The following is a 22,651-nucleotide window of genomic DNA, read 5'->3' as shown; positions in this document are numbered from 1 at the left end:
GGGCAGTGTCCGGCGGGCCTGTGCGGATCCGGCCTGCCGGACGCGACGGCCGGACTCGCGGGTGGGTATGGCCGTCGTGTGCACGTCTGGACCTGCCCAGGAGCGCCTGCCCTGGAGCGGCCGGGGCGCGGAGCCCCGGCCGCTCCAGGGCGCGCCGGTCGTTGTGCGGCCAATCCTTCAGGACCGTGAGCAGCGTCCGCCCGAGGCTCAGGACCAGGGCCTCTTCCGGGGCCGGATCAGGTGAGGCGGCCGAGGATGTCCTGCGACTCGATGAGTCCCTCGTCGCTGGGCTCCTTGCCTTCGCCGAAGAGGCGTGCGGCCTGGCGGGCACGCAGGTCGAGATGCGCCTCGGCGGGCTTGGCGTAGCCGTGGCGGGTACGGGCTTCGGCGGGGGTGACTACCTCGTCGGTGCGCGGGGGGATACCGAGCTTGACCGGTGCGACGACCGGGACGGTGGACGGCGAGAGCTTCTCCAGGATCGACAGTTCGGCGCGGGGGCTGAGATGCAGGAGGGCGAAGCCGGCCTTCATGGCGGGCACGATCAGGACGTCGGTCAGGCGCGACTGCCGGATGCCGGCCATCCGGCGCATCCAGTGAGGCAGAGTGGCGATGGTCGCGGCCCGGATCGCCCTGGCCGCGACCAGGGCGCCGGGCTTCTCCCACCAGGGCATCCCCGGCAGGAGGACGAGTTCCGTCCTGAGCAGGTGGTGCATGGCCTGCTTGGCGATCGGGCTGGCGGACATCTTCGGGCGCATCCGCTCGAAGTAGGCGCGGACGCCGGCACGGTCGCGCGGGATGTCACCGGGCGGGCAGGTCTGGAACTCCGCGGCCACGGCGCAGGATTCCCAGTACTCCCTCTCCTCGCCCGCGGAGAGCTTTCCCGGCCCGTACTTCTCGTAGGCGTAGAGGATCGAGTGCCAGCCCGTGAGCTGGATCCACAACTGGGAGTCGGGGTCGTTGGCGTCGTAGGCGCCGCCGCCGTAGGGCAGCTTCCCTATCGCCTTGGAGTGGACCTTGACCAGGATGTCCGCTGCTTTGCACACGTCCCGTGAGCCCGCGAAAGCCACCATCGAGAAGTAGCGCAGGGTCCGGTCGTAGCGGGTGCGGGGACGACGGTAGATGTCCTGGGTCCCGTGCACGGCCGCCACCAGGGGCGGGTCGAGTTCCTCCACCACGACAGCCCGCTGCAGAGCGACGGTCGGCGCCGTGGGATAGCCCCAGACCTTCCACACCACCGAACCGGGGCCGAAGAACCCGTAGTCCTCGTGCGGCTCGACCGTACGTTGTCGTGTCGGCATGCTGCGCCTCCTCGTGTCCGTGCTGCGTACGCCTGATGGCTGCCCGACCGTATTTACGACACTGCCGTCGTAAATTAAGACACGGATGTCGTAAGATGCCAAGGTGTCGACCACGAGCAGTCCGAACGCCAGGCCGCGCAAACGTCGCCCCTACGCCCCGCGGGTGCCGATCGAGGAGCGCCGTGAGCAGCTGCTCGACGCGGCGCTCGCCGTGATCGTGGACGCGGGGCACGACCGCGTGTCCATCGATGCCGTGGCGAAGCAGGCCGGTGTCGCACGGGCCGTGGTCTACAGCGCTTTCGGTGACCTGGGTGCCCTGCTCGGTGCCCTGCTCGACAGGCAGCAGGCGCGCGCGTTCGGCCGCCTGCTCGCCGTCTTTCCCCAGGGGGACGGCCTGCGCGATCCGGCCGGGTTCGTCGCGGAGTCGGTGCGCCGCGGGGTGGAGATGCTCTCCGAGGACCCCGACACCTGGCGGCTCATCCTGCTGACCCCGCCGGCCATGCCCTCGGTGGTCCACGAACGCATCGAGGCGGACAGGGAGCGGGTGCGACAGCGAACGGCCTCGTGGATCGCCCGGCTCGGGGCCGCACGCGAAGACACCCCTGACCTCGACCCCGAGATCCTGGCCCATGCGCTCGTCGCCAGCGCGGAACACTTCTGCCGCATCGAACTCACCGACCCTGGCAGGTTCGCCCCGGAATACCTGGCCGGGCAGATCCGAGTGGCCCTCGGTGCGCTGTGGCCGGTTGACTGACTGACAGTCAGGAGCTAGCTGTTCGAAGGAGGTTGAGGACGATGGGGCCATCCGGGAGACATCGGGCGAAGTGACAGCGGCACGCCCGCCTCCGCGCAACGCATTGACATGTCCCGGACTAGTCACGATGCTGTGAGAGCGCTCTTCCATCGATGTAAATCCCCCCGCCGGCCCGTTGTCGCAGCGGAGGCCAACCTTGGAACGGGACCATGAAGCTCTCTCGACTTCTCTCCGGCGCCGCCGCCGTTGCACTGTCCGGCGTCCTGGCTGCCGTCATGTCCCTGTCGTCCGCCCAGCCCGCCCAGGCCGAACAGACCATCAGGGCCGCGGACCCGAGTGTGATCCGGGTCGGCAGCACCTACGTATCGGTGCAGTCCGCCGGTGGGGGCATCGCCGTGCGGCAGGCGTCGTCGACGGCAGCACTGGCCTCGGCGCCCGCACGGCAGGTGTGGTCGGACACGGCAGGCCGCGGTGAGGTCTGGGCTCCGGAGATCGTCACGGACGGCGGCCGCTACTACATCTACTTCTCGGCCGGCCGCGGATCGGCCCACCGGATGTACGTCATCAGCTCGGCCAGTCCGGACAGCGGGTACACCGGCGAGAGCCAACTGGCCCTGCCCGACGGCAAGTGGGCCATCGACGGGACTCTGTTCACCTTCGGCGGGCAGCGCTGGTTCGTGTGGTCCGGCTGGGCCGGCGACTCCAACGTCGAGCAGAACCTCTACATCGCGCGGATGAGCAGTCCCACCACGCCGACCGGAGCGCGGTACGTCATCTCGCAGCCTCGCGAGAGCTGGGAACGGGTGGTCGGCAACCCGTTCATCAACGAGAGCCCCGAGGCCATCAAGGACCCCAACGGGCAGTTGCACATCGTGTACTCCGCCAACGGCAGCTGGAGCGACCAGTACTGCCTGGCCGACCTGCGGCTTCGGGCCGGCGGCAACCCGACGTACGTCTGGGACTGGTACAAGTCGAACGGCTGCCTGTTCGGCTCCAACCGCGCGACGATGATGTCCGGCTGGGACCCGACGCTGTACGTCAACGGCCCCGGCCACCACAGCTTCGTCCTGCTCAACGGCGACATCAACACCAGTCCGCCCGCGGGCCCGAGGTTCCCGCTGATGTTCCACGCGGTCCCGAAGGGGACGCCGTACGCGTGGGAGAACAGGTACTGGTACACCGGGACGTTCGCGTGGTGGGGGAACACGACCTACAGCCGTGCCAACGTCCCCGGTCCGACGGCCGACACCGGCTGGAGCCTCAAGTTCTTCGAGTAGGGCGGAGGGCGGCCGGCGCGGCTGCACGGGCCTCTCCGCAGGGGGCGTCCCCGCACCGACCGGCCCGATATTCGGCTGCGGTGCTCCGCGGGGCCTCCCATACTGAGCGGGCTCGAACTCCCAAGCCCCGAAGGAACTTTCCCGCGTGCAGGCCGCCGTCACCGTCACTCCCGCCCAGATCCCCGACCTGCTGCTCGGGCTCGCGACCGTGCGGCCCGTGTTCCTCTGGGGAGCCCCCGGGATCGGGAAGTCGTCACTCGTGCGGAGGTTCGCCGAGTCGCTGGGACTGGAGTGCGTCAGTCTCCTCGGGACGCAGCTCGCGCCCGAGGACCTGATCGGTGTGCCGCAGATCCGTGACGGGCGTTCCGTGTTCTGCCCGCCGGAGATCATTGCCCGCGACGAGCCGTACTGCCTCTTCCTCGACGAGCTCAACGCCGCCACCCCCGATGTCCAGAAGGCCTTCTACTCGCTGATCCTGGACCGGCGGATCGGCTCGTACGAGCTGCCCGCCGGCTCGATCGTCATCGGGGCGGGCAACCGCGCCACGGACAACGCGCTGGCGAGGCCCATCGCGTCCGCCCTGGTCAACCGGCTCACCCACGTCCATCTGCGGGCATCGGGAGCGGACTGGCTGGTGTGGGCGGGGGAGAACGGCATCCACCCCTGGGTCACGGACTACCTCGTCGACCGCCCGGACCACCTGTGGTCGCAGCCGCCCAAGGCCGAGGAGCCGTTCTCCACGCCCCGCTCCTGGCACATGCTCTCCGACGCCCTGCACTCGTTCGGGCCGGCCGTCGACGAGCAGACGCTGAAGGTGATCGTGCACGGCACGCTGACGCCCGCGCATGCCGTCTCCTTCTGCGGCTACGCGAAGATCGTCCGCCATGCGTTCGGCATCGAGGCGATCCTCAAGGGCGACGCATCCTGGCCCGCCCGGCTGGAGGACCGCGACCTCCTCTACTACCTGGCCGAGGCGTTCCGCGGGCGGCTGGTGAAGGAGCTGCCGCGGCAGAAGGAGCACGTCTCGGCGTCCATGCGCCAGACCTCCTACCGGGCCAAGTCGCTGCTCGTGCAGCTGGCCGAGATCTCGGTCGAGGTCGCGCAGACTGTCATCGCGGACGACGCCGACGGCATGCCGGTGCTGCCCGCCTGGTTCCTCATCGACGCGGCGCGCGACATGCCCCGACTGGTCGAGGCCCGGCGATGAAGGCCGTGGCGCGCGGGGCCAAGGGCAGCGGCGGGAAGAACAGCAAGGGCGGGAAGAACAGCAAGGGCGGCACCTCCGACCCGGCCACCGAGGCGTTCGCGGCGGGGCTCGCGACGGTCAAACGGAACCCGGCCTTCGCCGCTGTCCACGCTTCCGTCTGCAGACAGGACAAGTGCGCCCTGACCCCGGCCGGGGGACTGGCCGCCGTCACCTCCAACGGCACCATCCACGTTCACCCCACCAAGCGCGCGGATCCCGCCGAATGGGCCTGGGCCCTTGCCCACTGCCTGCTGCACCTGGGCTTCGGGCATGTGCCGGCCGCCGCGGACGACCCGCGCGAGCAGCCCGACCGGTTCGACCTCGCGGCCCGCTGCACGGTCGTCAACCGTTTTCTGCTGACCTTCCCGGTCGGTAGTCCTCCCGGACACCTGCCGGAGTCCTTTCCCGGCGGCGACGAGGCAGAACTCGCAGCCCGCTGGCGCCGCGACGGCATCCCCGCCGTCCACGAGCTCTGCGGTACCGCGGGCGGGCACCCGGACCAGGTCCTCACGACGTGGCCGGCATGGAACAACGCCTCTGTCCCCGACTGGGAGACGGCCTTCGCACACGCCCTCACCCGGAGCGTCTCCACCGCCATGGACGTGGCGGGCGGACGCGTCGACCGGGTCACCGGTGAGCGCGCACCGCAGCGCCCCTGGAGCCGGGCCATGAACTGGTTCGTCTCCTCCTACCCGCTGCTCGGCGGACTCGCCGCGGGCCTCACCGTCGTGGCCGACGCCGAACTCGCCCGTGCGCAGGGCATCGCGATCGCCGCGGTGAGCTCTGCCGCGGGTGAGATCTACATCAACCCGCTGCGCACGTTCACCGATGACGAATGGCGCTTCGTCCTCGCCCACGAGATGCTGCACGCCGCGCTGCGCCACGGCGAACGCCGCGGTGGCCGGGACCCGTTCCTCTTCAACGTCGCGGCCGACTACGTCGTCAACGGCTGGCTCGTCCAGATGCGCGTCGGCGACATGCCCGAGGGGCTGCTGTACGACCCGGACCTGCGGGACCTGTCCGCCGAGGAGGTGTACGACCGCATCGCGGTCGACCTGCGCCGACAGCGGCGGCTCGCAACCCTCCGCGGCAAGGGTGCCGGCGACATCCTCGGCGAGGCACTGCCGCACGCGGAGGCCCGCCCGTACACCGACCTGGACGAATTCTACCGGCGAGGCCTGATGCAGGGTTTCGATCTGCACCAATACGGTGAGCGCGGCCTGTTGCCGGCCGGGCTGATCGAGGAGATCAGAGCACTGGCCCACCCGCCCGTACCCTGGGACGCGAGACTCGCCCGCTGGTTCGACGAGTACGTCCCCCGACCGGAACTCCTGCGGTCCTACGCCCGCCCGGCGCGGCGGCAGGCGTCGACACCGGACATCCCGCGCGCGGGCCGGTACTTCCCTCCCCAGGAGACGGCCCGCTGCACCTTCGGAGTCGTTCTCGACACCTCCGGCTCGATGGACAGCGCCCTGCTCGGCAAGGCACTCGGCGCCATCGCCTCGTACGCGGAGGCCCGCGACGTACCCGCGGCGCGCGTGGTGTTCTGCGACGCGGCACCGTACGACGCCGGCTATCTGCCACCGGCGGAGATCGCGGGCCGGGTCCGGGTGCGCGGCCGTGGGGGTACCGAACTGCAGCCGGGCATCGACCTGTTGCAGAGGGCCGACGACTTCCCGCCGACGGCCCCGGTACTCGTCATCACCGACGGCTGGTGCGACACCCTGCGGATCCGCCGCGAGCACGCGTTCCTGATCCCGCAGGGCGCCTCCCTGCCGTTCACACCGCGCGGCCCGGTGTTCCGGCTGAGCTGAGGGGGCGGCGTTCCCCTCCGTCGACGTCGCAGCAGTCCGACTCCGTCCGGGCCCGCGCGATCACGCGGGCCCGGACGACCGGCCAGCCGGGCCTACGCCCCGTCGCGGCGTCAGACGGCGGCTGCGGATGAACGGGCACCGGCGGGCGAACCCGCCTGTCGGCCGCCGGCTGCGCGGGCGAGGTGCTGCAGGCCCCAGCCTGCCTGCGGTCCCGGCTGCTGCATACGACGGAGGCAGGCCATGGCCCGCCTGTCGTTCGGGATCAGATCGCGGCGCCCGAGGGGCGTGACGCACATCAGCAGGAACCTGAATTTCTCGCCGAGCACGTTGTCGTTGAAGGTGACGTGTCCGGTGTAGTCGCCGTCCTCCAGGCCGTGCCGGATGCCGGCCGGCAGCCAGGACCGCACTTCGTCCGGCCAGGGCGTCTGCTCGACGGAGCCGGCGGCCAGGGCGTCCGCTCGACGGAGCCGGAGAACGCCGGGAAGCGCTGCGGCCGGCCGCCGTCCGCGACGCCGCCGCGGTACTGCGCCGCGACGACGAACCGGATGGCCCTGTCCAGGGCGGCTTCGCATAGCTCCAGACATAGCCGCCCCGGTAGGAGACGTGCTCGTCGATGAACGCGGTCACGCGGGCCATGGCGGCAACGATGTCGCCGCGCTCCGGTGCGGGGGCGGCAGCGGCGGCCCAGGCGCGGTCGGCCGATCCGACCACAAGGGCCGCTGCCGGCGCGGCGGCGAAAGTACGGCGGCTCACTGGCAGGTGCATCGAACGACTGCCTCCGACTCCGGTGCAGGTGCGGATTCCGAACATCACGCAACTGAGTCGGAACGGAATGTCGTCACGCTGCGTCTGCGCGGGATGCCGGTGCTTACCTCCGACGTAATCGACGCTCCGTCACCGCCCCGGCAGACTGTCTCCATGACGCTCACCACCGCAGATGCCACCCGCGCCACCGTGGAGAAGTTCCTCACCCTCCGCCTCGCCGGGGACACCGAGGGGCTCACCGCTCTCTTCGCCGACCACGTCGACTGGCTGCTCGCAGAGAACCCCGCGGCCCCCTGGGCCCGGCCCCGCTCCACCGCGGCGGACTGTGCTGCCCAGGCTGCGGAGTTGGCGGAGCACACCGTGCCCGAGGATGCCCGCGCGTCTGTCGACGCCTTCCTCGTCGACGGCGCCGACGCCGTTCTGATGGGTCACCTCTCGGGGACCGTCCGCGCGACGGGCAAGTCCTTCTCAGGCCCCTTCGCGCTGCACCTCACGGTCGAGGGCGGCCGGGTCACCCGGCACCACCTGTACGAGAACAGTCTGTCGATCGCGGAGGCGTGCGCTCCCTGAAGGCGCCTGGTGGGCGCGGCATCATGAGGAGGTGATCGGGCCGGCCGGCGTGGGATTGCTCGCGGCTCAACTCTGGTTACCGTGCGGGTGGTTACCGCGCTCCGCGAATGCCACCCGTCGTTCCGTCGGTACCTGCGTGGGCTCCTTGACGCGGTGAAAGTTACCGCCACCGAGAGGCCCTGGTCATCGGTGCCGCGCTGAGCGCGACGAGGAGTTGGGCGGTCCGGCGGGGCTGAGTTGGGTGGCCTGTCGGGCCGTCCGGCATATCCTGTCTCCGGCCGGACGGCCGTGCCAGATCACCGGTGCTCCGGAGGAGACCCCAACGATGCCCGCAGCCGCTACCGGTGGACCGGCTCCGGCCGGGCGCAGCCGCCGCAGCTTCGCCCGTTCCAAACCGGTCATGGACGATGTCGCCCGGCTCGCGGGCGTCTCCAAGCAGACCGTCTCCAGAGTCCTCAACGAGAACCCCTCCGTGCGTGCGGAGACGCGTACGAAGGTCCTGGCGGCGATGAACGAACTGGGCTACCGGGCCAGTTCGAGCGCCCGCTCCCTGGCCGGCGGCCGTACCCGGGTGCTCGGCGTGATCTCGTTCGACGCGGCCCGTCACGGACCCGCCTCCCTTCTCACCGCGATCAATGTCGCCGCTCGCGAGGCCGGATATCTGATCAGCTCGGTCTCCTTGCCCCCGTCCGACGCGGACACCGTCATGCAGGCCGTGGACCTGCTGGCCGCGGAGGGCGCGGACGGTGTCATCGCCATCGCTCCGCAGCAGAACACGGACAAGGCGCTGTCCGACGTCGCCCCGGCCATTCCCCTGGTCACGCTGGAGAGCCGCCTCGGCTCGGACACCCCGGTCGTCACGTCGGACTCCGCCGCCGGAGCCCGCATGGCCGTCGAGCACCTCCTGGCCCATGGACACTCCACCGTCTGGCACGTCGCGGGGCCTGACGGCTGGCTCGCCGCCGAGCAGCGCGTACTCGGCTGGCGTGAGGCTCTGGAGGCAGCGGGCGCATTCGTACCCGGCCGGCTGATAGGCGACTGGAGCGCCGGTTCCGGGTACACCCTCGGCCGGCAACTGGCCTCCCGGCCGGAGGTCACCGCCGTGTTCGCCTCCAACGACCACATGGCACTGGGAGTACTGCGCGCCCTGCACGAGGCGGGGCGCCGGGTGCCCGAGGACGTCAGTGTCATCGGCTACGACGACATCCCCGAAGCCCCTTACCTCGTACCTCCGTTGACCACCGTCCACAACGACTTCGCCGAGACCGGCCGACGCGCGCTCCACCTGCTGCTGCGGCAGCTCCGGGGGGATGCGGAGAGCGACGTCCGCTCGGTCGTCCCGGTCGAACTGATCGTGCGGGCCAGCACGGGACCTGCGCGGAGGCGAGCGGACGCCTGAGGTTCCCCCGGCGCCGACGTCCGGCCGCCGGAGTTCATGGCCCCGTCATCCGTACCCCTTGCCACCTGCTCAAACGTTCGTTCATGATCTGCGGCATGCCAGCAGACATCCGTGCGGACAGTGAACCGGGTCCACGCCTGCCACGCCGGGTCCGTATCGGATACGGGCTCGGCTCCCTGTGCACCGGCACCTTCGCCACCGTGCCGGGACTGATCCTGCTCTACTACCTCACCAACGTCCTCGCCGTGCCCGCGGCCGTCGCGGGGGCGGCGGTCTTCCTGCCGAAGGCCTGGGACGTCCTGATCAACCCGCTGGTCGGCGCGGTGTCCGACCGGAGCAGGCTGCGCGGCGGACCACGCCGTCCCTTCCTGCTCATCGGCGCCTGCACCCTCCCACCGCTCTTCGCGCTGATCTTCGCCGCGCCCCCGCTGCGCGGAGCGGCCGCGGCCGGATACGTGGCGGTGCTGTTCCTCCTGGCGGCCACCGCGTACGCCGTCTTCCAGGTGCCGTACGTGACGATGCCCGCCGAGATGACCGAGGACCCGGCCGAACGCGGCCGGATCCTGGGCTGGCGGGTGGGATTCCTCGGCGTCGCGATCCTGCTGTCCGGGGCACTCGCACCGGCGATCGCCCACGCCGACGGCGACAGTCCGGCGAGCTACCGGACGATGGGGATCGCCGTCGCCGTCCTGCTCGCCCTCGGCATGTTCGGCGCCTGGTTCACCACCCGGTGGGCCCCCGCGGTGGCCCGCAGCGAGGCCGAACCCTCACTCCGGGCCCAGTTGGCCGCCGCCCGCTCCCACCGGCCGTTCCTGTTCCTGGCCGGCATGTGGACCCTCCAGGCCCTCGCCATCGGCGTGATGCTCGCGGGCGTCCAGTACTTCGCCACGTACACCCTCGGCTCGCCCACCGCGGTCACCCCGCTGTTCGCCTGCCTGATCGGACCGCTCGTCCTCGTCATGCCGCTGTGGAACCGGCTGGCCCGTCTGCGCGGGGTGAAGGGGGCCCAGTGGTGCGCGTCCCTGCTCTTCCTCGCCGGCGCCGTGTTGCTCGCCTTCACCCCGGCGGCCGGACCGGCCCTGGGCTACGCGGCGGTCGTGCTCATCGGTGTCGCATACGCCGGGCTCCAGCTGCTGCCGCTGACCATGCTCGCCGACACCCTCGCCGCCGATGTCGCCCGTACCGGCAAGCGGCGGGCGGCGACCTTCACCGGACTGTGGACGGCCGCCGAGACCCTGGCCTTCGCGCTGGGTGCGGGGGTGTTCGCGCTGGTCCTGGCGGTAACGGGGTTCCGCTCGTCCGACGCCGGCCACCGGGTGGCCCAGCCGGAGGCCGCCGTGACCGGCATCACCCTGGGCATGAGCGTGCTGCCCGCCGTACTCGCCGGGGCGAGCCTGTGGCTGCTGCACCGCTACCGCGAGGACCGCATCGAGTCCGTACCCCCGGAGTCCGAACCTCAGCCGTCCGCGATGCCCTCGCAGCCCGCAGTACCCCCGCAGTCCGTACCCCCGCAGTCCGTACCTCAGCAGGAAGAGACCGACCGTGTCGACTGAAACCACCCGTGCCCTTCCCGCAGGCCGTTCCGCGACCGAGGTGCTCGCCGAGCTGCGAGCCCTGCGGGAAGCCGACGCTCCCACCCGCGGCGGGCGCACCTTCGCGTACGTCTACGACGCGGGCCTGGACGGCCTCGACGAACTGGCCGCCGCCGCGTACACGGCGTACGCGACCGTCAACGGGCTCGACCCCACCGTCTTCCCGAGCGTGGCACGGCTGGAGAACGACCTGGTGGGGGCCGTCGCGGCGCTGCTGGGCGCACCGGGGGCCCAAGGCACGTTCACCAGTGGCGGGACGGAGAGCATCATGCTCGCCGTCAAGACGGCCCGGGACCACGCGCGTTCCGTACGAGGCATCACGGCACCGCAACTGGTCCTCCCGGCCACCGCCCACGCCGCCTTCCACAAGGCCGCCCACTACCTGGGCCTGGAGACGGTCGTCGTCCCCGTCGACCCCGTCACCTTCCGTGCCGACGCCGGCGCCGTCGCCGCGGCGATCACCGACCGCACCGCGCTCGTGGTCGCCTCGACCCCCTCGTACGCACACGGGGTGATCGACCCGGTGGCCGAGATCGCCGAGGCCGCCTCCCGGCGCGGGGTGCTCTGCCACGTCGACGCCTGCATCGGCGGCTGGCTCCTGCCCTACCTGCGGCGCGCCGGACGCGAGGTGCAGCCGTTCGACCTGTCGGTTCCCGGGGTCACCTCGCTCTCCGTCGACCTGCACAAGTACGCGTACGCCGACAAGGGCGCCTCCGTCGTCCTCTACCGGGATGCCGAACTGCGCCGGTACCAGTACTTCGCCCATGCGGGCTGGCCCGGCTACCCGGTCGTCAACCCGACGGTCCAGGGCACGAAGTCCGGCGGCCTGCTGGCCCAGGCGTGGGCGGTCCTCCAGCATGTCGGCGAGGACGGCTACACCGCGCTGGCCGGCCGGGTCGCCGAGGCGTCGGACCGGCTGCTGGCGGGCCTGCGGGGGACCGACGGCGTACGGGTGCTGGGGGAACCGGCCGCCGGACTCGTCGCGTTCACGGTCCACAGCGGGCCGGTGGACGGTGACCCCGACCTGAGCCTGCTGCTCCACCTCGCCGACGAGATGCGCGACCGCGGCTGGTACCTGCAGCCCCAGCTCTCCTTCGACGGCCTGCCGCCCAATCTCCACCTCACCCTGACGCCGGCCACCGTCGGGCAGGTCGACGCCCTGCTCGATGACCTCGTGGCCGCGCTCCACGCGGCCCGGGCGCTGCCGCCGGTCACCGTGGACCCGGGCCTCGCGGAGCTCGCCGCCGGACTCGACCCGGCGACGCTCGGTCCGGACGAGATCGCCGCCGTCCTGGCCTTCGCGGGACTCGGCGGCGGCTCCGGGCTCCCGGGCAGGATGGCACCCGTTCTCGTGCTGCTCGACGCGCTCGACGGGCCGCTCAAGGAGCGGCTCCTCACGGAGTTCATCGGCTCGGTCTTCCAGGTCGTCTGAGCAGCTGCGCCCGGGCCGGGTGCACCGAGCGCCCGGCCCCTGCACGGGACCGTCCCCGCTCAGGGGCTGAGCGACCGCCAGATCCTCTCCGGCAGGGCGCGCGCGGCCTCATCGAGGTCGACGTCGTCGACGCCGGACAGCCAGCGGCGCGCGGTCGCGACGACGGGCCCCATCACCAGTGCCTCGACCAGGGGCACGGGCAGCGGAGCGAGTTCTCCCGTTCCGATGTGCAGCCGCACCCATTCGGCCATGGGCGACAGCCTGGCCTCCTGGGCGTCGCGGAGCTGCCTGGCCTGCGCCATCCCGAGCCGGTCGGCGTAGGAGGAGTGCAGGAGCCGGGCGGCGTCCGGGTGCTCCTGGATGAAGGTCAGATAGGTCCGCACGAGGGCGCCGATGCCGGTACGGGCCGTGCGGGAACGCTCCACGGCTGCGGCCAGCTCGGCCAGGAGACGGCCGAGCCAGCGCAACAGAAGGGCGTTCATCAGGCCGTCGACGCTCCCGAAGTGGTGGTAGAGACTGCCGAGACTGACGCCGCTCGCCTTGGTGAGGGCACTGACGGTGACGCCCTGTTCGCCGGACTCGGCGTACACCTGGAGGGCGGCGTCCAGGAGACGATCGGCAGTCTCCTCGCCACGTTGTTGCTTGGGGCTCATGGTGACAACCAGCCTAGTCGCCCGTGGTCACGGTCACGCCGGGCGGGAAGTGGAATCGTTTTCTAGAAAGATCTTCCAATCAGGACGATCGATGGTTAAGACTGTTCCCCGTGTCGGGAGCCTGTGTCGGCCCGTGCGGACCGGGGGAGCGCATGGACCGGCGCAGGGCCCGGCCGACCGGCTGGTGAACGGGGAGAGCGTGAACGGGGAAGACGGGTTCGACCTGGCGGGCAGCGGTGCGGAGCCGCTGCGCGCACAGGACCCGCGGCGGATCGGACCGATCCCGCTGGTGGGCCGGATCGGGGCCGGCGGCATGGGGCGGGTGTACCTCGGTGTCACGGACGGCCGTTATGCCGCCGTCAAGCAGATGCTGGCCTCGGTCGTCGCCGAGGACGAGGGGTTCGTACGCCGGTTCGGACAGGAGATGGACAACCTCGCACGGTTACCGTCCGAGGCCACGGCGCCCCTGCTCGCGAGCGACCGCAGCGCGGAGCCGCCGTGGTTCGCCACCGCGTACGTGCCCGGGATCACCCTGGCCGAGGCCGTCGAACCGCACGGCGCTCCTTCCCCGAGCTCTCAACCGAACCCTGGACCGAGCTCTCGACCGCGCGCGAGCAGCGGGAGCCCTTTCCCGGCCGGCGCCCTGTGGCTGCTGCTGCGGGAGGTGGCCGCAGGGCTGAAGCCGGTGCACGCGCTCGGTATGGTGCACCGGGACCTGAAGCCGTCGAACGTCATGCTGACCCTCGGCGGCGTCACACTCATCGACTTCGGCATCGCCCGCGCCGCCGAGCAGAGCCAACTGACCCGGACCGGCCTGATCGTCGGCACGCCCGCGTACATGTCGCCCGAACAGGCCATGGGCACACGGCGGTTGACCGGTGCCTCCGACGTGTTCGCCCTGGGGCTGCTGGTCGCGTACGCGGCGAGCGGCCGCTGGCCGTTCGGGGCCGGGGCGGAGGGCAGCCCGCTCTACCGCATCGTGCACGACGAGCCCGACCTGGCGTCGGTGCGCGAGCGCGACGCCCGGCTCGCGGAAGTCGTGGCGTCCTGCCTGGACAAGGACCCGGAGGGCCGTCCGACCGCTGCGGAGCTGGTCGAACTCATCGGGCTGCGGGGCCCGTCGGCCCCGGGTGGCTGGCCCGAGGCAGTCATGGAGCAACTGACTCGGCGGGCAGCCTTCGCCGCGAGGGTGCCGGAGATCGAGCCGTACGTTCCCGTCGCACCCGGGACAGCACCGGACCCCGCCAAGGACGCGGGGAACACCGGAGGTGCGGGGAACACGGCAGGTGCGGGCGGCACGGGGGACATACCGGCGACCGCACCCGACGCCCGGTCCCCGCGACGTGAGCGGCGTCGTACCCGCATCCTGCTGGCCGTCGTGCCCGTCGTCGTGACCACCGTCGGGACGACGCTCGCCCTCCAGAACCTGCCGTACGCCACCGGCCCCGACCACGCCGCGGGATCGACGCCCTCCGTCACCGTCACCGCACCGGCCGACCCCACGCAGTCGTCCGGTGCGAGCGCATCGGCCACCCCCGCGTCGGAGAAGCCGAAGAAGCCGGAGGGGAAGGGCACGTCGTCGCCGGACGCCGCGGTAGGCGGTGCCGATACGGGCGGCGCGGCTTCGGGGAGCGGGGCGGGTGACACGTCCGGAGGGAGTGACGGGTCCGCTGGTTCCGCCGGTGCGGGAAGCTCCGGAACGGGCGACGGTGACTCGTCCGGTTCGTCCGGCTCGGGTACCTCCGACTCGGCCACGGGCGGAGGAGAGCCTGCGCCCCCGCCCTCGTCGGGCACCTTCCGGTTGAAGAACGCCGACAACGGCTCGTGCCTGATCCAGGTGTACGGCGCCGCGGACGACGGCAACTGCGCGGACCCGAGCGCCTCCTGGACCACGGTGACCGCCGAGAACAACAGCATCAAGGTCGTCAACAAGCAGTCCGGCGCCTGTCTCGTCGCCAACATGCTGGGCCAGGCCGTGTTCGTCGGCGACTGCACCCAGGGCACCCAGCGCCTGTGGCGCTGGGGCTCGGGCGGGACCTTGAAGAGCGTCCCGAACGGCGGCTGCCTCGACCTCGCCTACGGCGGCGGCATCTCGACGCAGACCTGCGCGTCCGGGAAGGCGTCCCAGAGCTGGCGGAAATCCTAGCCCCCGTCCTCCGCCGGGGCCGCGCAGCCACCGTCGCGGCGCGGCCGGGCACCGCCTCCGCCTGGTCGGCCGCCGCCGGGGGGAGGGGAGGGCTACGGCTTGCGACCCAGCGCCACGTATCCCGCGCTGACGATGTCCTCCTGGCCGGGGATCGGCTCGCCGAGCTCGGGGTGCCACGCCTCGGCGGCCACGATGCCGGGCTCGACGATCTCGAGTCCCTCGAAGAACGCGGCGAACTGGGCGCGGTTGCGCGGCGCCAGCGTGAGCGTGTTGGCCTTGTACATCTCGTCGACCTTGCGTGCCTCCTCCGGATGGAAGTCCGCGGTGAGGTGCGAGATCACCAGATAGCTGCCCGGCGCCAGCACGTCGGTCAGCCGGCTCACCAGCTCGTAGGCGCCGCCCTCATCAGAGACGAAATGCAGCAGCGAGATCAGCGAGAGCGCGACCGGCCGGCTGAAGTCCAGTGTCCTGCCCGCGTGTTCGAGGATGGCATCCACGTCCCGCGCGTCGGCCTGCACGTAGTCGATGCTGCCCTCCGGAGTGCCGCTCAGCAGGGCCTCGGCATGGGCGAGCACGATCGGGTCGTTGTCGCAGTAGACGACCCGCGTGGCGGGCGCGGCCTCCTGGGCCACCTGGTGGAGGTTGGGCTCGGTGGGTATCCCCGTACCGATGTCGAGGAACTGCAGGATGCCCTGGTTCGACAGCCAGCGCGTGGCGCGGTGCATGAAGGCCCGGTTCACCTTAGCCATCACCGGGACGGCGGGCTCCACGGCGAGCATCTGCCGGCCCATCGCCTCGTCCACCGGGTAGTTGTCCTTGCCGCCGAGGAACCAGTCGTACATCCGCGCGGGGTGCGGCTTGCTGGTGTCGATGTGCAGTGCGGTGCTGTTGTTCTCCGGTCGGGACATTGCGAACTCCAGGGGGCATGAAGCTGTGGATGATCAGTTCGCCCCAAGAATAGGGAACTTGAGCGCCGATCAGGACACGTTCGCAGGCCGGCGGGCCATCGGCCGTACGGTCGGCGGCCTCCCGCAGCGGATGGGCGTGGATCAGCCGCTCCGGCCCCGGCGCGGAGAGCCTGCAACAACCGGCTCCTGGCGGCTCACCGTCGACAGCAGTCTCCCGCTCGGCTCGGCCGCACCCGCCGACGATGCCGTCACCGGGCTCTCCCCGGACTGGCCGGAGCGCGTCTGGTTCGCCACGGGTGGCGGCGTCGTCGGTACCGCGGACGACTGGACCGGGACGGTGAGGTCCGTGGCCCTCCCCGCCGGCGAGTGGATCGCCAACAGCATCTCGACCGCACCGCAGGGCACCGCGGTGACCACCACCCACGCCACCTACCTGCTCACGGCTTCCACCGACGGCACGCCGAGGATTTCCTGGCGGCAGGCGTAGGACCGGGGCCAGGCCCGTAAGCCCGGCCTGCTGAGCTGGGGCAGCGGTTCCACGCCCACCTTCTTCGGACCCACCGACGGCACGGACCACGTGACGATCGTCGACAACGCCGATGCGTCGGTCCGGCTGAAGGTCTACCGCACCTCGACCGGCGAAACCGTCTGCTCGGTCCCGGTGCTGCTCGCGGCGGACGGACCCGGCAGCGAGAACTCCCCTGTCGGCGCGGACCGCAGTGTCTACGTCGCCGGCACCTACGGCCATCCCTACCCCGCCGTGCCCGAAGGCGCGGGCGCCAGTGCACCCGCTTCGGCACCCTTCGCGGGTGGACTGAGCAGGGTCGACGTCCGGGCCGACGGCAGCGGCTGCGACCTGGTCTGGGACAACGAACTGCGCTCCGCCGCAGTACCGAAGCTCTCCACCGCGGACGGGAAGCTGCATACGGTGCTGCGTGACCCGGTCATTCCCGGAACCAAGGGGACCAGCCTGCTCGACCCCTACCGCTACGCGCAGATCGACCCGGCCACGGGAGCAGTCCTGCGCAGCAAACTGATAGGGGTCGGCGCCCTGTACGACACCTTGCAGATGGCCGCCAACGTCGCACCGGACGGTGCCTACCTGCAGGGCACGGTCACCGGCATCCTGCGGATCACCGCGGGCTGACGGAACGCCAAGGCGTCAGGGCCCGGTCCCGCCGGACCGGACCCTGCGCGACCGGGGTGCCGTGTCAGTGGCTCAAGGTGAACGCCTGGGCCGCGGATCCGTTGCACGGCTGCTGCGACAAGGCGGCACCGTTGGCGGCGGAAGAGCCGTTCACGGTCAGGCACTTGCCGCTGTGGCGTGCGGCGAAGCGATATGCGCCGGCCGTGCCGACGGCCTCGGGCCGCCACTGCTGGTTGGTGCCCCCTTCGTAGCTCCAGAGATGGACCCTGGTGCCGTCCGCGGTCGCTCCGGTACCGCCGTCGACATCCCAGACCTTGGTGTTGTGCTGGTTGACGACCTGGTAGTTCCCGTCGGTGGTCGGCCGGAACTGCCAGCTCTGGTTGGCGCCGTTGCCGCAGGCCCACTGCTGGAGCCCGGTGCCGTTTGCGGTGCCCCAGTCGGCGGCGTCGAGGCAGGCTCCGCTGTGGCTCCTGACCTGGTACCAGGTGCTCGGGTCGATGGAGCCGACGGGAGGCTCGGTGGTCCCGCCGTCGCCGCTCCAGACGAAGGTGGCGACCGCGCCCGCGGGGAGGGTGTAGGCGAGGGACTTGCCGTTGTCGGTCACGGAGAAGCGCTGGGCGCCGACGGCGGTGTTGACGACGTAGGCGGCGCGGGTGCCGTCGGGGTTCTGGAAGGCGACGTTCTGGACGCCTCCGGCGCCCTGGCTGGTGGAGCCGATGCGGGTGGCGCCGGGCTTGATGAACTTGGTGACATGGCCGAGGACGTAGTACTCGGCGTTGCGGCTGACGTTGCCGTTCGCGATGTCGACGATGCCGTTGCACCTATGGGTGCAGTGGCCCTGGTGAGGACCGCCGTTCTGGTCGAGGGCGAGGTTCCAGTTGATGACCGTCTCGCCGCCGTTGCGCATGTTCTGTACGACGAGGTTCTCGGCGTGCCACTGGAGGGTGTCGCGGAAGGTCGTGCCCGGGTCGGCGCTCTCGGTCCCGGAGCACTCGGTGAAGAAGACGCGCTTGCCCGCGTTCACCACCTGTTGCTGCGCCGAGGGCGTGCCGCCGTAGCAGTGGAAGGCGGCGCCGATCACGCGGCTGATTCCCTGGGTGCCGTTGAAGACTTCGACCGGGTAGTTGGGGTGATCCCAGTTGTGGTCGTAGGCCAGCAGATTGGTGGGCAGGCCCGCCGAGGTGAGGGTGCGGTCGAGCACTTTGAAGAACTCGGCCTGCTGCGAGGACGTCATGCTCATGGACGGGTAACTCGTGGCGAACTCGGGCTCGTTCTGCACGGTCAGATCGGTCAGGGTGATGCCTTGCCGGCCGTACGCCCTGATCGAGGCGACCAGGTAGTCGGCGTACGCCTGGTAGTGCTCGGTCCTGAGGCTGCCGCCGTTGAGGGAGTTGCCGGTCTTCATCCACGCGGGCGGGGACCAGGGCGACCCCATGAATCGGATGGCGGAGTTGACCGCGGTGGCCTGCTTCAGGACCGGGATGATCTCCGCCTTGTCCCGGTCGATCGAGAAGGAGCCGCGGGTGTCCTCGTAGGTGTGGAACTCGCCGGTGGCGTTGAAGTCGGTGCTGCCGAGCGGCTGGCGCAGGTAGTTGAGCCCGATGCCGTCCCCGTTGGCGGAGAACAGCGACGTCATCAGCGCGTTGCGCTTGTCCTGCGCAAGGCCCTGGATGAGGCGGGCGGAGGCACCGGTGACCGAGGCGCCCGCACCGGTGAACTTCTGGCTCCTGCTGTTGCCGTCGATGCGTATGTCGACGGGCTGGGGGGTGCCGGTGAACGGGACGCTGCCCTCGGCGGACAGCTTCTTGCTGCCGTCGGCCGTGGTGACCCACACCTGGGCTGTCGGGTCGGCGGCCTGCGCCGTGCCGGTGCCGGTGAGGCCCAGTCCGGTCACGGCCAGGACGAAGGCGGCGCCTGCGGCACGTGTCCGCGGACTGAGGGGACTGCGAGGTGGCATGGTGAGGCTCTCCTTCGGTCGGTGCCTGACGGGGTGGTGCGGCCGGCTGTCGCACCCCGGCGCGCCGGGGTGGGGGTGAGCGGACGGGTCTCGCCGCAAGGTCTCCCGGTCGGCAGGTGCGACCGGTGCGCGTAAGAAGGCCATGAGCGTCCTTCCCGCCGTGACGTCGGCGTTTCGTGGGGGGAGACGGCGACATAGAAGCACACCCACTAAGTGGTTAGTAAGTGCTCTGCCCGGACTTTCCTCAAGACGTGAAGATCGCCGTGGGATCCCCGGGCGGGCTTAGGGTGTGCCGGTGAGCAACCAGTCAGTGGGCGGACCGGCGCGTCCTGCCAGGCCCCGTGTTCCGCGCAGCCCGGAAGCCCGGCAGCGGCAGCGGGACATCCTGCACATCGCGACGGACACCTTCGCCGCGCGCGGCTACAACAACGCCTCGCTCGCGGAGATCGCGGACCGGGCAGGCCTGACCCAGGCAGGCGTGCTGCACTACTTCCGTTCCAAGGCGCTCCTGCTCACCAGCGTCCTCGAACTGCGCGACCAGACGGACATCGAGCAGCTCGGGGCCGACCGGCCCCAGGGCCTGGAGTTCCTGCGCCACCTGGTGGACACCGCGCTGCGCAACGCCGAACGGGAGGGGATCGTCCGGCTCTACGCCGTGCTGTCGGCGGAATCCGTCACCGACGAGCACCCGGCCCAGGCCTACTTCCGCGACCGCTACAGCGGGCTGCGCACCTTCGTCGCCGACGCCCTGCGCGAGGCCTGCGACCTTCCCGAACACGACGCGGGCAGAGCCGAGAACGCCGCCAACGCCATCATCGCAGTCATGGACGGCCTCCAGGTGCAGTGGCTTCTCGCACCCGACGCCGTGGACATGGCGGCCTCGACCGAGCTCGTGGTCACCTCCCTGCTGGCCGCCCTCGCACCGGGCACGTTCGGCCCGGCCGCCGGAGACCGGTAGCCCGGCCTCTGTCCGGCCGGCCGGACCAGCAGTCGTCGCCTGACGCTCAGTCAGTCCCCGTTGCCGGCATAGGACTCCGGAGTGTGCACTCCCGACACGCGGCACAATCAAACCGGTTCGGCGTCAGCAGTGATGATCAGCCGGTCCGTGACCCTCCGGATGCGCCCTGCCCGGGGAACTACATCGCACCGATGATCGCGGAGGCGACCTCGGGGACATGCCGGTCGAGGTAGAAATGGCCGCCCTCGAACACCTGCGTGTCGGTGCCCTTCGTGGTGTGCGCCTCCCAGGCCGTCACGTCCGCGGCCGAGGTCACCGGGTCGGATGCGCCCGCGAACACGGAGACGGGGCAGGTGAGCCGGGCTCCGGGCGGGGCCGTGTACGTCTCGACCGCGCGGTAGTCGGCCCGCACGACCGGCAGGATCAGCTCCCGCATTTCGGGGTCGTCCAGCACGGACCGGTCCGTGCCGCCGAGCCGCACGATCTCCGCGACCAGGCCGTCGTCGTCACGGAGATGGATCGTCCCTTTGCGTGCGATCGACGGCGCCCGGCGGGAGGAGGCGAAGAGCCGTACCGGTCCGTGCGATGTCTGCTGCTCGAACCGGCGGGCCACCTCGAAGGCGACGACTGCACCCAGGCTGTGGCCGAAGAAGGCGAAGGGGGGGTCGAGCCGGTGGCGCAGGACGGCGAAGGCGGCGTCGGCCAGCCCCTTCACGCTGTCGAGGAGCGGCTCCCCGTGCCGGTCCTGACGCCCTGGGTACTGGATGGCCAGTGTGTCGATCCCGGGTGCGAGGGCGTGGGCCAGGAGGCGGAAGTACCCCGCCGACCCTCCCGCGTGCGGAAAGCAGACGAGCTGGGCCGTGCTCTGCGCGGTGGGCGCGAAGCGCCGTATCCAGGAGTCGTCATGTGTGTGCTGCTGAGACATGAGGTCACCAAGTCGGGGGGCGGGGCGTGCTGGTGGTGGCAGAACAGGATAAGGGTTCATGGCCGGCGCCGGGGGAGGCTCCGGCCATGAACCGTCGGGGGCAGGCCCATCAGCCGCTGCTGCGCGCCCCGACCTCGTCGATCGCCGGACTCGGCGCCTCGACGGCGGGCCGGGGTCCGGGAGTCCCCGGCTTCCCGGGAGTGAAGGCGAGAAGGCCCCCGATGATCGAGGCCGCACCGCCGACCCACATCGCGGTGCGCAGACCGTCGGCGACGTCCACGATGGCCGGGGCGTCCCCGGGCAGGCCGGCGGTCGCCAGCGCGACGAGCAGCGCGAGGCCTGCGGCGCCGCCGATCTGCTGGGACGTGCAGGCCAACGCCGAGGCGGTACCCGCCTCCTGCGGGGCGACTCCGGACGCCGCGCAGACGAGCCGTGCACACCGCCGGCGCGTGCCTCGCTTGCAGTCGGCGGTTCCGGGCGGCAGGGTCCTGGGTGTGGCCACTCTGCTGATCGTGCATCACACGCCCTCGCCGAACTGTCAGGCGCTGTTCGAAGCCGTCGTCTCCGGTGCGACCACGGAGGAGATCGAAGGGGTCAGGGTCGAACGGCGCGCGGCGCTCTCCGCCACCGCTTCCGACGTACTCGCCGCCGACGGCTACCTCCTCGGGACCCCGGCGAACCTCGGCTACATGTCCGGCGCCCTCAAGCACTTCTTCGACCAGGTCTACTACCCGTGCCTGGACGCGACGCGCGGCCGGCCCTTCGGCTACTACGTGCACGGCGGCAGCGACGTCACCGGCGCCCTGCGGGCCATGGAGTCGATCACGACCGGCCTGGGATGGCGCCGTACGGCCGACGCCGTGAAAGTCACGGGCGAGCCGGGCAAGGCCGACATCGAGGCGTGCTGGGAACTGGGTGCGACCGTCGCCGCCGGGCTGATGGGCTGAGGCGGCGCGCCTCCCGGGCGCTGTTCGGCCCGGCGGCGAGCTCCGGGTCACGTTCTGCCGGGCAGGACGTACCGTCCGCTGCTCAGCGTGGCCGCCAGGTGAGCTTGTCGCCGCCCACCCATCGCACCGTGGCGGGGTCGTCGAGGTCATGGACGGTGATTCCGGCCGCGTTGGCGATGACGAGCACGTCGGTCATCGCCGTCGCCCTGCCGACGATCTCTCCGTCGATCTCCACGAGGCGGAAGGGCGGATCTCCCGGCTGTACGGCCAGGACGGTGATCGGCGGGTTCCAGGTGCTGGGGCTCGCGCTGTCGGTCATGCGTGGATCGGTTCCACACGGACGGCCGCGGTATGCGCAGATGTGACGTCAATGAGCTGTTTGCCTGATTTAGTCGATTCTTGGGATTGATCCCGTCATTCATAAGGCCCCATATCGTGCGGCCTGTGATCTTTCGGCACAGAGCAAATCGCCCTTATCGGACTCAGTGACCAGCGTCACCTGTCACGCCGACGACGTCGACAGCCGTCGGCCGGTCCCCTTGTGCGCCAAGAAAGTTGGCTTCGCCGTGTGGGGTCGATTACACGAATTTCCATCGATCGATCTTGCGAATGAATTGTGATCACCAATTCGGGGCTTGTTCCTTTCGCTATTTCTCGCCTACGGTCACCCTCACTCCGGATGGAACGCCGAATCCTGCCGCCGTCCGGTAACCCGACCACTCACGTACGGCAGGAGCGGGGGACCCAGGTAAGCGCCGATCCGGTATCCGGATCGGCTCGGGGTGAAGTCGCATTCGCATGCGGCCGGGCATCTCCAGCCCGAACCCGACAGCTCACTTCGCAGGCGACGGAGAGGAATTCAC

Annotated in this window: 19 protein-coding genes, 1 pseudogene and 1 riboswitch; of the genes and pseudogenes, 12 read left to right on the top strand and 8 right to left on the bottom strand. The window is 70.9% G+C overall.

Features of this window, described 5'->3' with window-relative positions:
* Nucleotides 1-236: 236 nt before the first annotated feature.
* Nucleotides 237-1,298, bottom strand: a complete 1,062-nt coding sequence (locus OG844_RS18030; RefSeq protein WP_406391514.1) for an oxygenase MpaB family protein — start codon at nt 1,296-1,298, stop codon at nt 237-239.
* 103 nt (nt 1,299-1,401) lie between these two features.
* On the opposite strand from OG844_RS18030, the gene OG844_RS18025 reads away from it, so the two are divergent.
* The 4 genes from OG844_RS18025 to OG844_RS18010 all read left to right on the top strand — a co-directional run bounded on the left by OG844_RS18025 (nt 1,402) and on the right by OG844_RS18010 (nt 6,389).
* Complete coding sequence (locus OG844_RS18025) at nt 1,402-2,052, top strand: TetR/AcrR family transcriptional regulator (protein ID WP_406391512.1); 651 nt, start codon at nt 1,402-1,404, stop codon at nt 2,050-2,052.
* Between the two features lie 209 nt (nt 2,053-2,261).
* A complete protein-coding gene (locus OG844_RS18020; protein WP_406391510.1) occupies nt 2,262-3,329 on the top strand; it encodes a glycoside hydrolase family 43 protein in 1,068 nt (355 codons plus the stop codon).
* Between the two features lie 145 nt (nt 3,330-3,474).
* The gene (locus OG844_RS18015) at nt 3,475-4,536 is read left to right on the top strand and encodes an ATP-binding protein (RefSeq protein WP_406391508.1); all 1,062 of its coding nucleotides are present in this window, start codon (nt 3,475-3,477) and stop codon (nt 4,534-4,536) included.
* Entirely contained in the window at nt 4,533-6,389 is a 1,857-nt protein-coding gene (locus tag OG844_RS18010) for a DUF2201 family putative metallopeptidase (RefSeq protein ID WP_406391506.1), read from the top strand. The genes OG844_RS18015 and OG844_RS18010 overlap by 4 nt, the downstream gene beginning before the upstream one ends.
* A gap of 110 nt (nt 6,390-6,499) precedes the next feature.
* Here OG844_RS18010 and OG844_RS18005 read toward each other — a convergent pair whose 3' ends face one another.
* Nucleotides 6,500-6,796, bottom strand: coding sequence for a hypothetical protein (locus OG844_RS18005; protein ID WP_406391504.1), 297 nt, complete (start codon nt 6,794-6,796; stop codon nt 6,500-6,502).
* 511 nt (nt 6,797-7,307) lie between these two features.
* Between OG844_RS18005 and OG844_RS18000 the strand changes: the two genes are divergently transcribed.
* The 4 genes from OG844_RS18000 to OG844_RS17985 all read left to right on the top strand — a co-directional run bounded on the left by OG844_RS18000 (nt 7,308) and on the right by OG844_RS17985 (nt 12,147).
* Nucleotides 7,308-7,724: a nuclear transport factor 2 family protein gene (locus OG844_RS18000; protein WP_406391502.1), complete on the top strand. Its 417-nt coding sequence runs from the start codon at nt 7,308-7,310 to the stop codon at nt 7,722-7,724.
* A gap of 325 nt (nt 7,725-8,049) precedes the next feature.
* Nucleotides 8,050-9,123: a LacI family DNA-binding transcriptional regulator gene (locus OG844_RS17995; protein ID WP_406391500.1), complete on the top strand. Its 1,074-nt coding sequence runs from the start codon at nt 8,050-8,052 to the stop codon at nt 9,121-9,123.
* Between the two features lie 95 nt (nt 9,124-9,218).
* Nucleotides 9,219-10,676: an MFS transporter gene (locus OG844_RS17990; protein WP_406391498.1), complete on the top strand. Its 1,458-nt coding sequence runs from the start codon at nt 9,219-9,221 to the stop codon at nt 10,674-10,676.
* The gene (locus tag OG844_RS17985; protein ID WP_406391496.1) at nt 10,666-12,147 is read left to right on the top strand and encodes a pyridoxal phosphate-dependent decarboxylase family protein; all 1,482 of its coding nucleotides are present in this window, start codon (nt 10,666-10,668) and stop codon (nt 12,145-12,147) included. The genes OG844_RS17990 and OG844_RS17985 overlap by 11 nt, the downstream gene beginning before the upstream one ends.
* A gap of 59 nt (nt 12,148-12,206) precedes the next feature.
* Here the strand turns inward: OG844_RS17985 and OG844_RS17980 are convergent, their stop codons facing one another.
* Entirely contained in the window at nt 12,207-12,800 is a 594-nt protein-coding gene (locus OG844_RS17980) for a TetR/AcrR family transcriptional regulator (RefSeq protein WP_406391494.1), read from the bottom strand.
* Nucleotides 12,801-12,999: 199 nt separating this feature from the next.
* Between OG844_RS17980 and OG844_RS17975 the strand changes: the two genes are divergently transcribed.
* Complete coding sequence (locus OG844_RS17975; RefSeq protein WP_406391492.1) at nt 13,000-14,946, top strand: protein kinase domain-containing protein; 1,947 nt, start codon at nt 13,000-13,002, stop codon at nt 14,944-14,946.
* A gap of 92 nt (nt 14,947-15,038) precedes the next feature.
* Here the strand turns inward: OG844_RS17975 and OG844_RS17970 are convergent, their stop codons facing one another.
* Entirely contained in the window at nt 15,039-15,854 is an 816-nt protein-coding gene (locus OG844_RS17970) for an SAM-dependent methyltransferase (RefSeq protein ID WP_406391490.1), read from the bottom strand.
* Nucleotides 15,855-16,035: 181 nt separating this feature from the next.
* Between OG844_RS17970 and OG844_RS17965 the strand changes: the two are divergent.
* Nucleotides 16,036-17,001, top strand: a pseudogene (locus OG844_RS17965) (hypothetical protein); the annotation flags it as partial.
* Nucleotides 17,002-17,065: 64 nt separating this feature from the next.
* On the opposite strand, the gene OG844_RS17960 reads toward OG844_RS17965, so the two are convergent.
* Nucleotides 17,066-18,958: an RICIN domain-containing protein gene (locus OG844_RS17960; RefSeq protein ID WP_406391488.1), complete on the bottom strand. Its 1,893-nt coding sequence runs from the start codon at nt 18,956-18,958 to the stop codon at nt 17,066-17,068.
* 295 nt (nt 18,959-19,253) lie between these two features.
* On the opposite strand from OG844_RS17960, the gene OG844_RS17955 reads away from it, so the two are divergent.
* Complete coding sequence (locus OG844_RS17955; RefSeq protein WP_406391487.1) at nt 19,254-19,916, top strand: TetR/AcrR family transcriptional regulator; 663 nt, start codon at nt 19,254-19,256, stop codon at nt 19,914-19,916.
* A 178-nt stretch (nt 19,917-20,094) separates the two neighbouring features.
* On the opposite strand, the gene OG844_RS17950 is transcribed toward OG844_RS17955, so the two are convergent.
* Nucleotides 20,095-20,841: a thioesterase II family protein gene (locus OG844_RS17950; RefSeq protein WP_406391485.1), complete on the bottom strand. Its 747-nt coding sequence runs from the start codon at nt 20,839-20,841 to the stop codon at nt 20,095-20,097.
* A gap of 109 nt (nt 20,842-20,950) precedes the next feature.
* Nucleotides 20,951-21,343 (bottom strand): hypothetical protein, encoded by a 393-nt coding sequence (locus tag OG844_RS17945; RefSeq protein WP_406391483.1) that lies wholly within the window; start codon nt 21,341-21,343, stop codon nt 20,951-20,953.
* Between OG844_RS17945 and OG844_RS17940 the strand changes: the two genes are divergently transcribed.
* The gene (locus tag OG844_RS17940; RefSeq protein WP_406391481.1) at nt 21,336-21,788 is read left to right on the top strand and encodes a flavodoxin family protein; all 453 of its coding nucleotides are present in this window, start codon (nt 21,336-21,338) and stop codon (nt 21,786-21,788) included. The genes OG844_RS17945 and OG844_RS17940 overlap by 8 nt on opposite strands.
* Nucleotides 21,789-21,870: 82 nt before the next feature.
* Here the strand turns inward: OG844_RS17940 and OG844_RS17935 are convergent, their stop codons facing one another.
* Nucleotides 21,871-22,107 carry a hypothetical protein gene (locus tag OG844_RS17935; protein WP_406391479.1) on the bottom strand — a complete coding sequence of 79 codons (237 nt, stop codon included), beginning with the start codon at nt 22,105-22,107 and terminating at the stop codon, nt 21,871-21,873.
* A gap of 356 nt (nt 22,108-22,463) precedes the next feature.
* Nucleotides 22,464-22,648: riboswitch (cyclic di-AMP (ydaO/yuaA leader) on the top strand.
* Nucleotides 22,649-22,651: the final 3 nt, after the last annotated feature.

Source organism: Streptomyces sp. NBC_00887 (assembly GCF_045207585.1).
The sequence above is the reverse complement of the archived record's forward strand: the minus strand, read 5'-3'. Positions and strand labels throughout refer to the sequence as shown.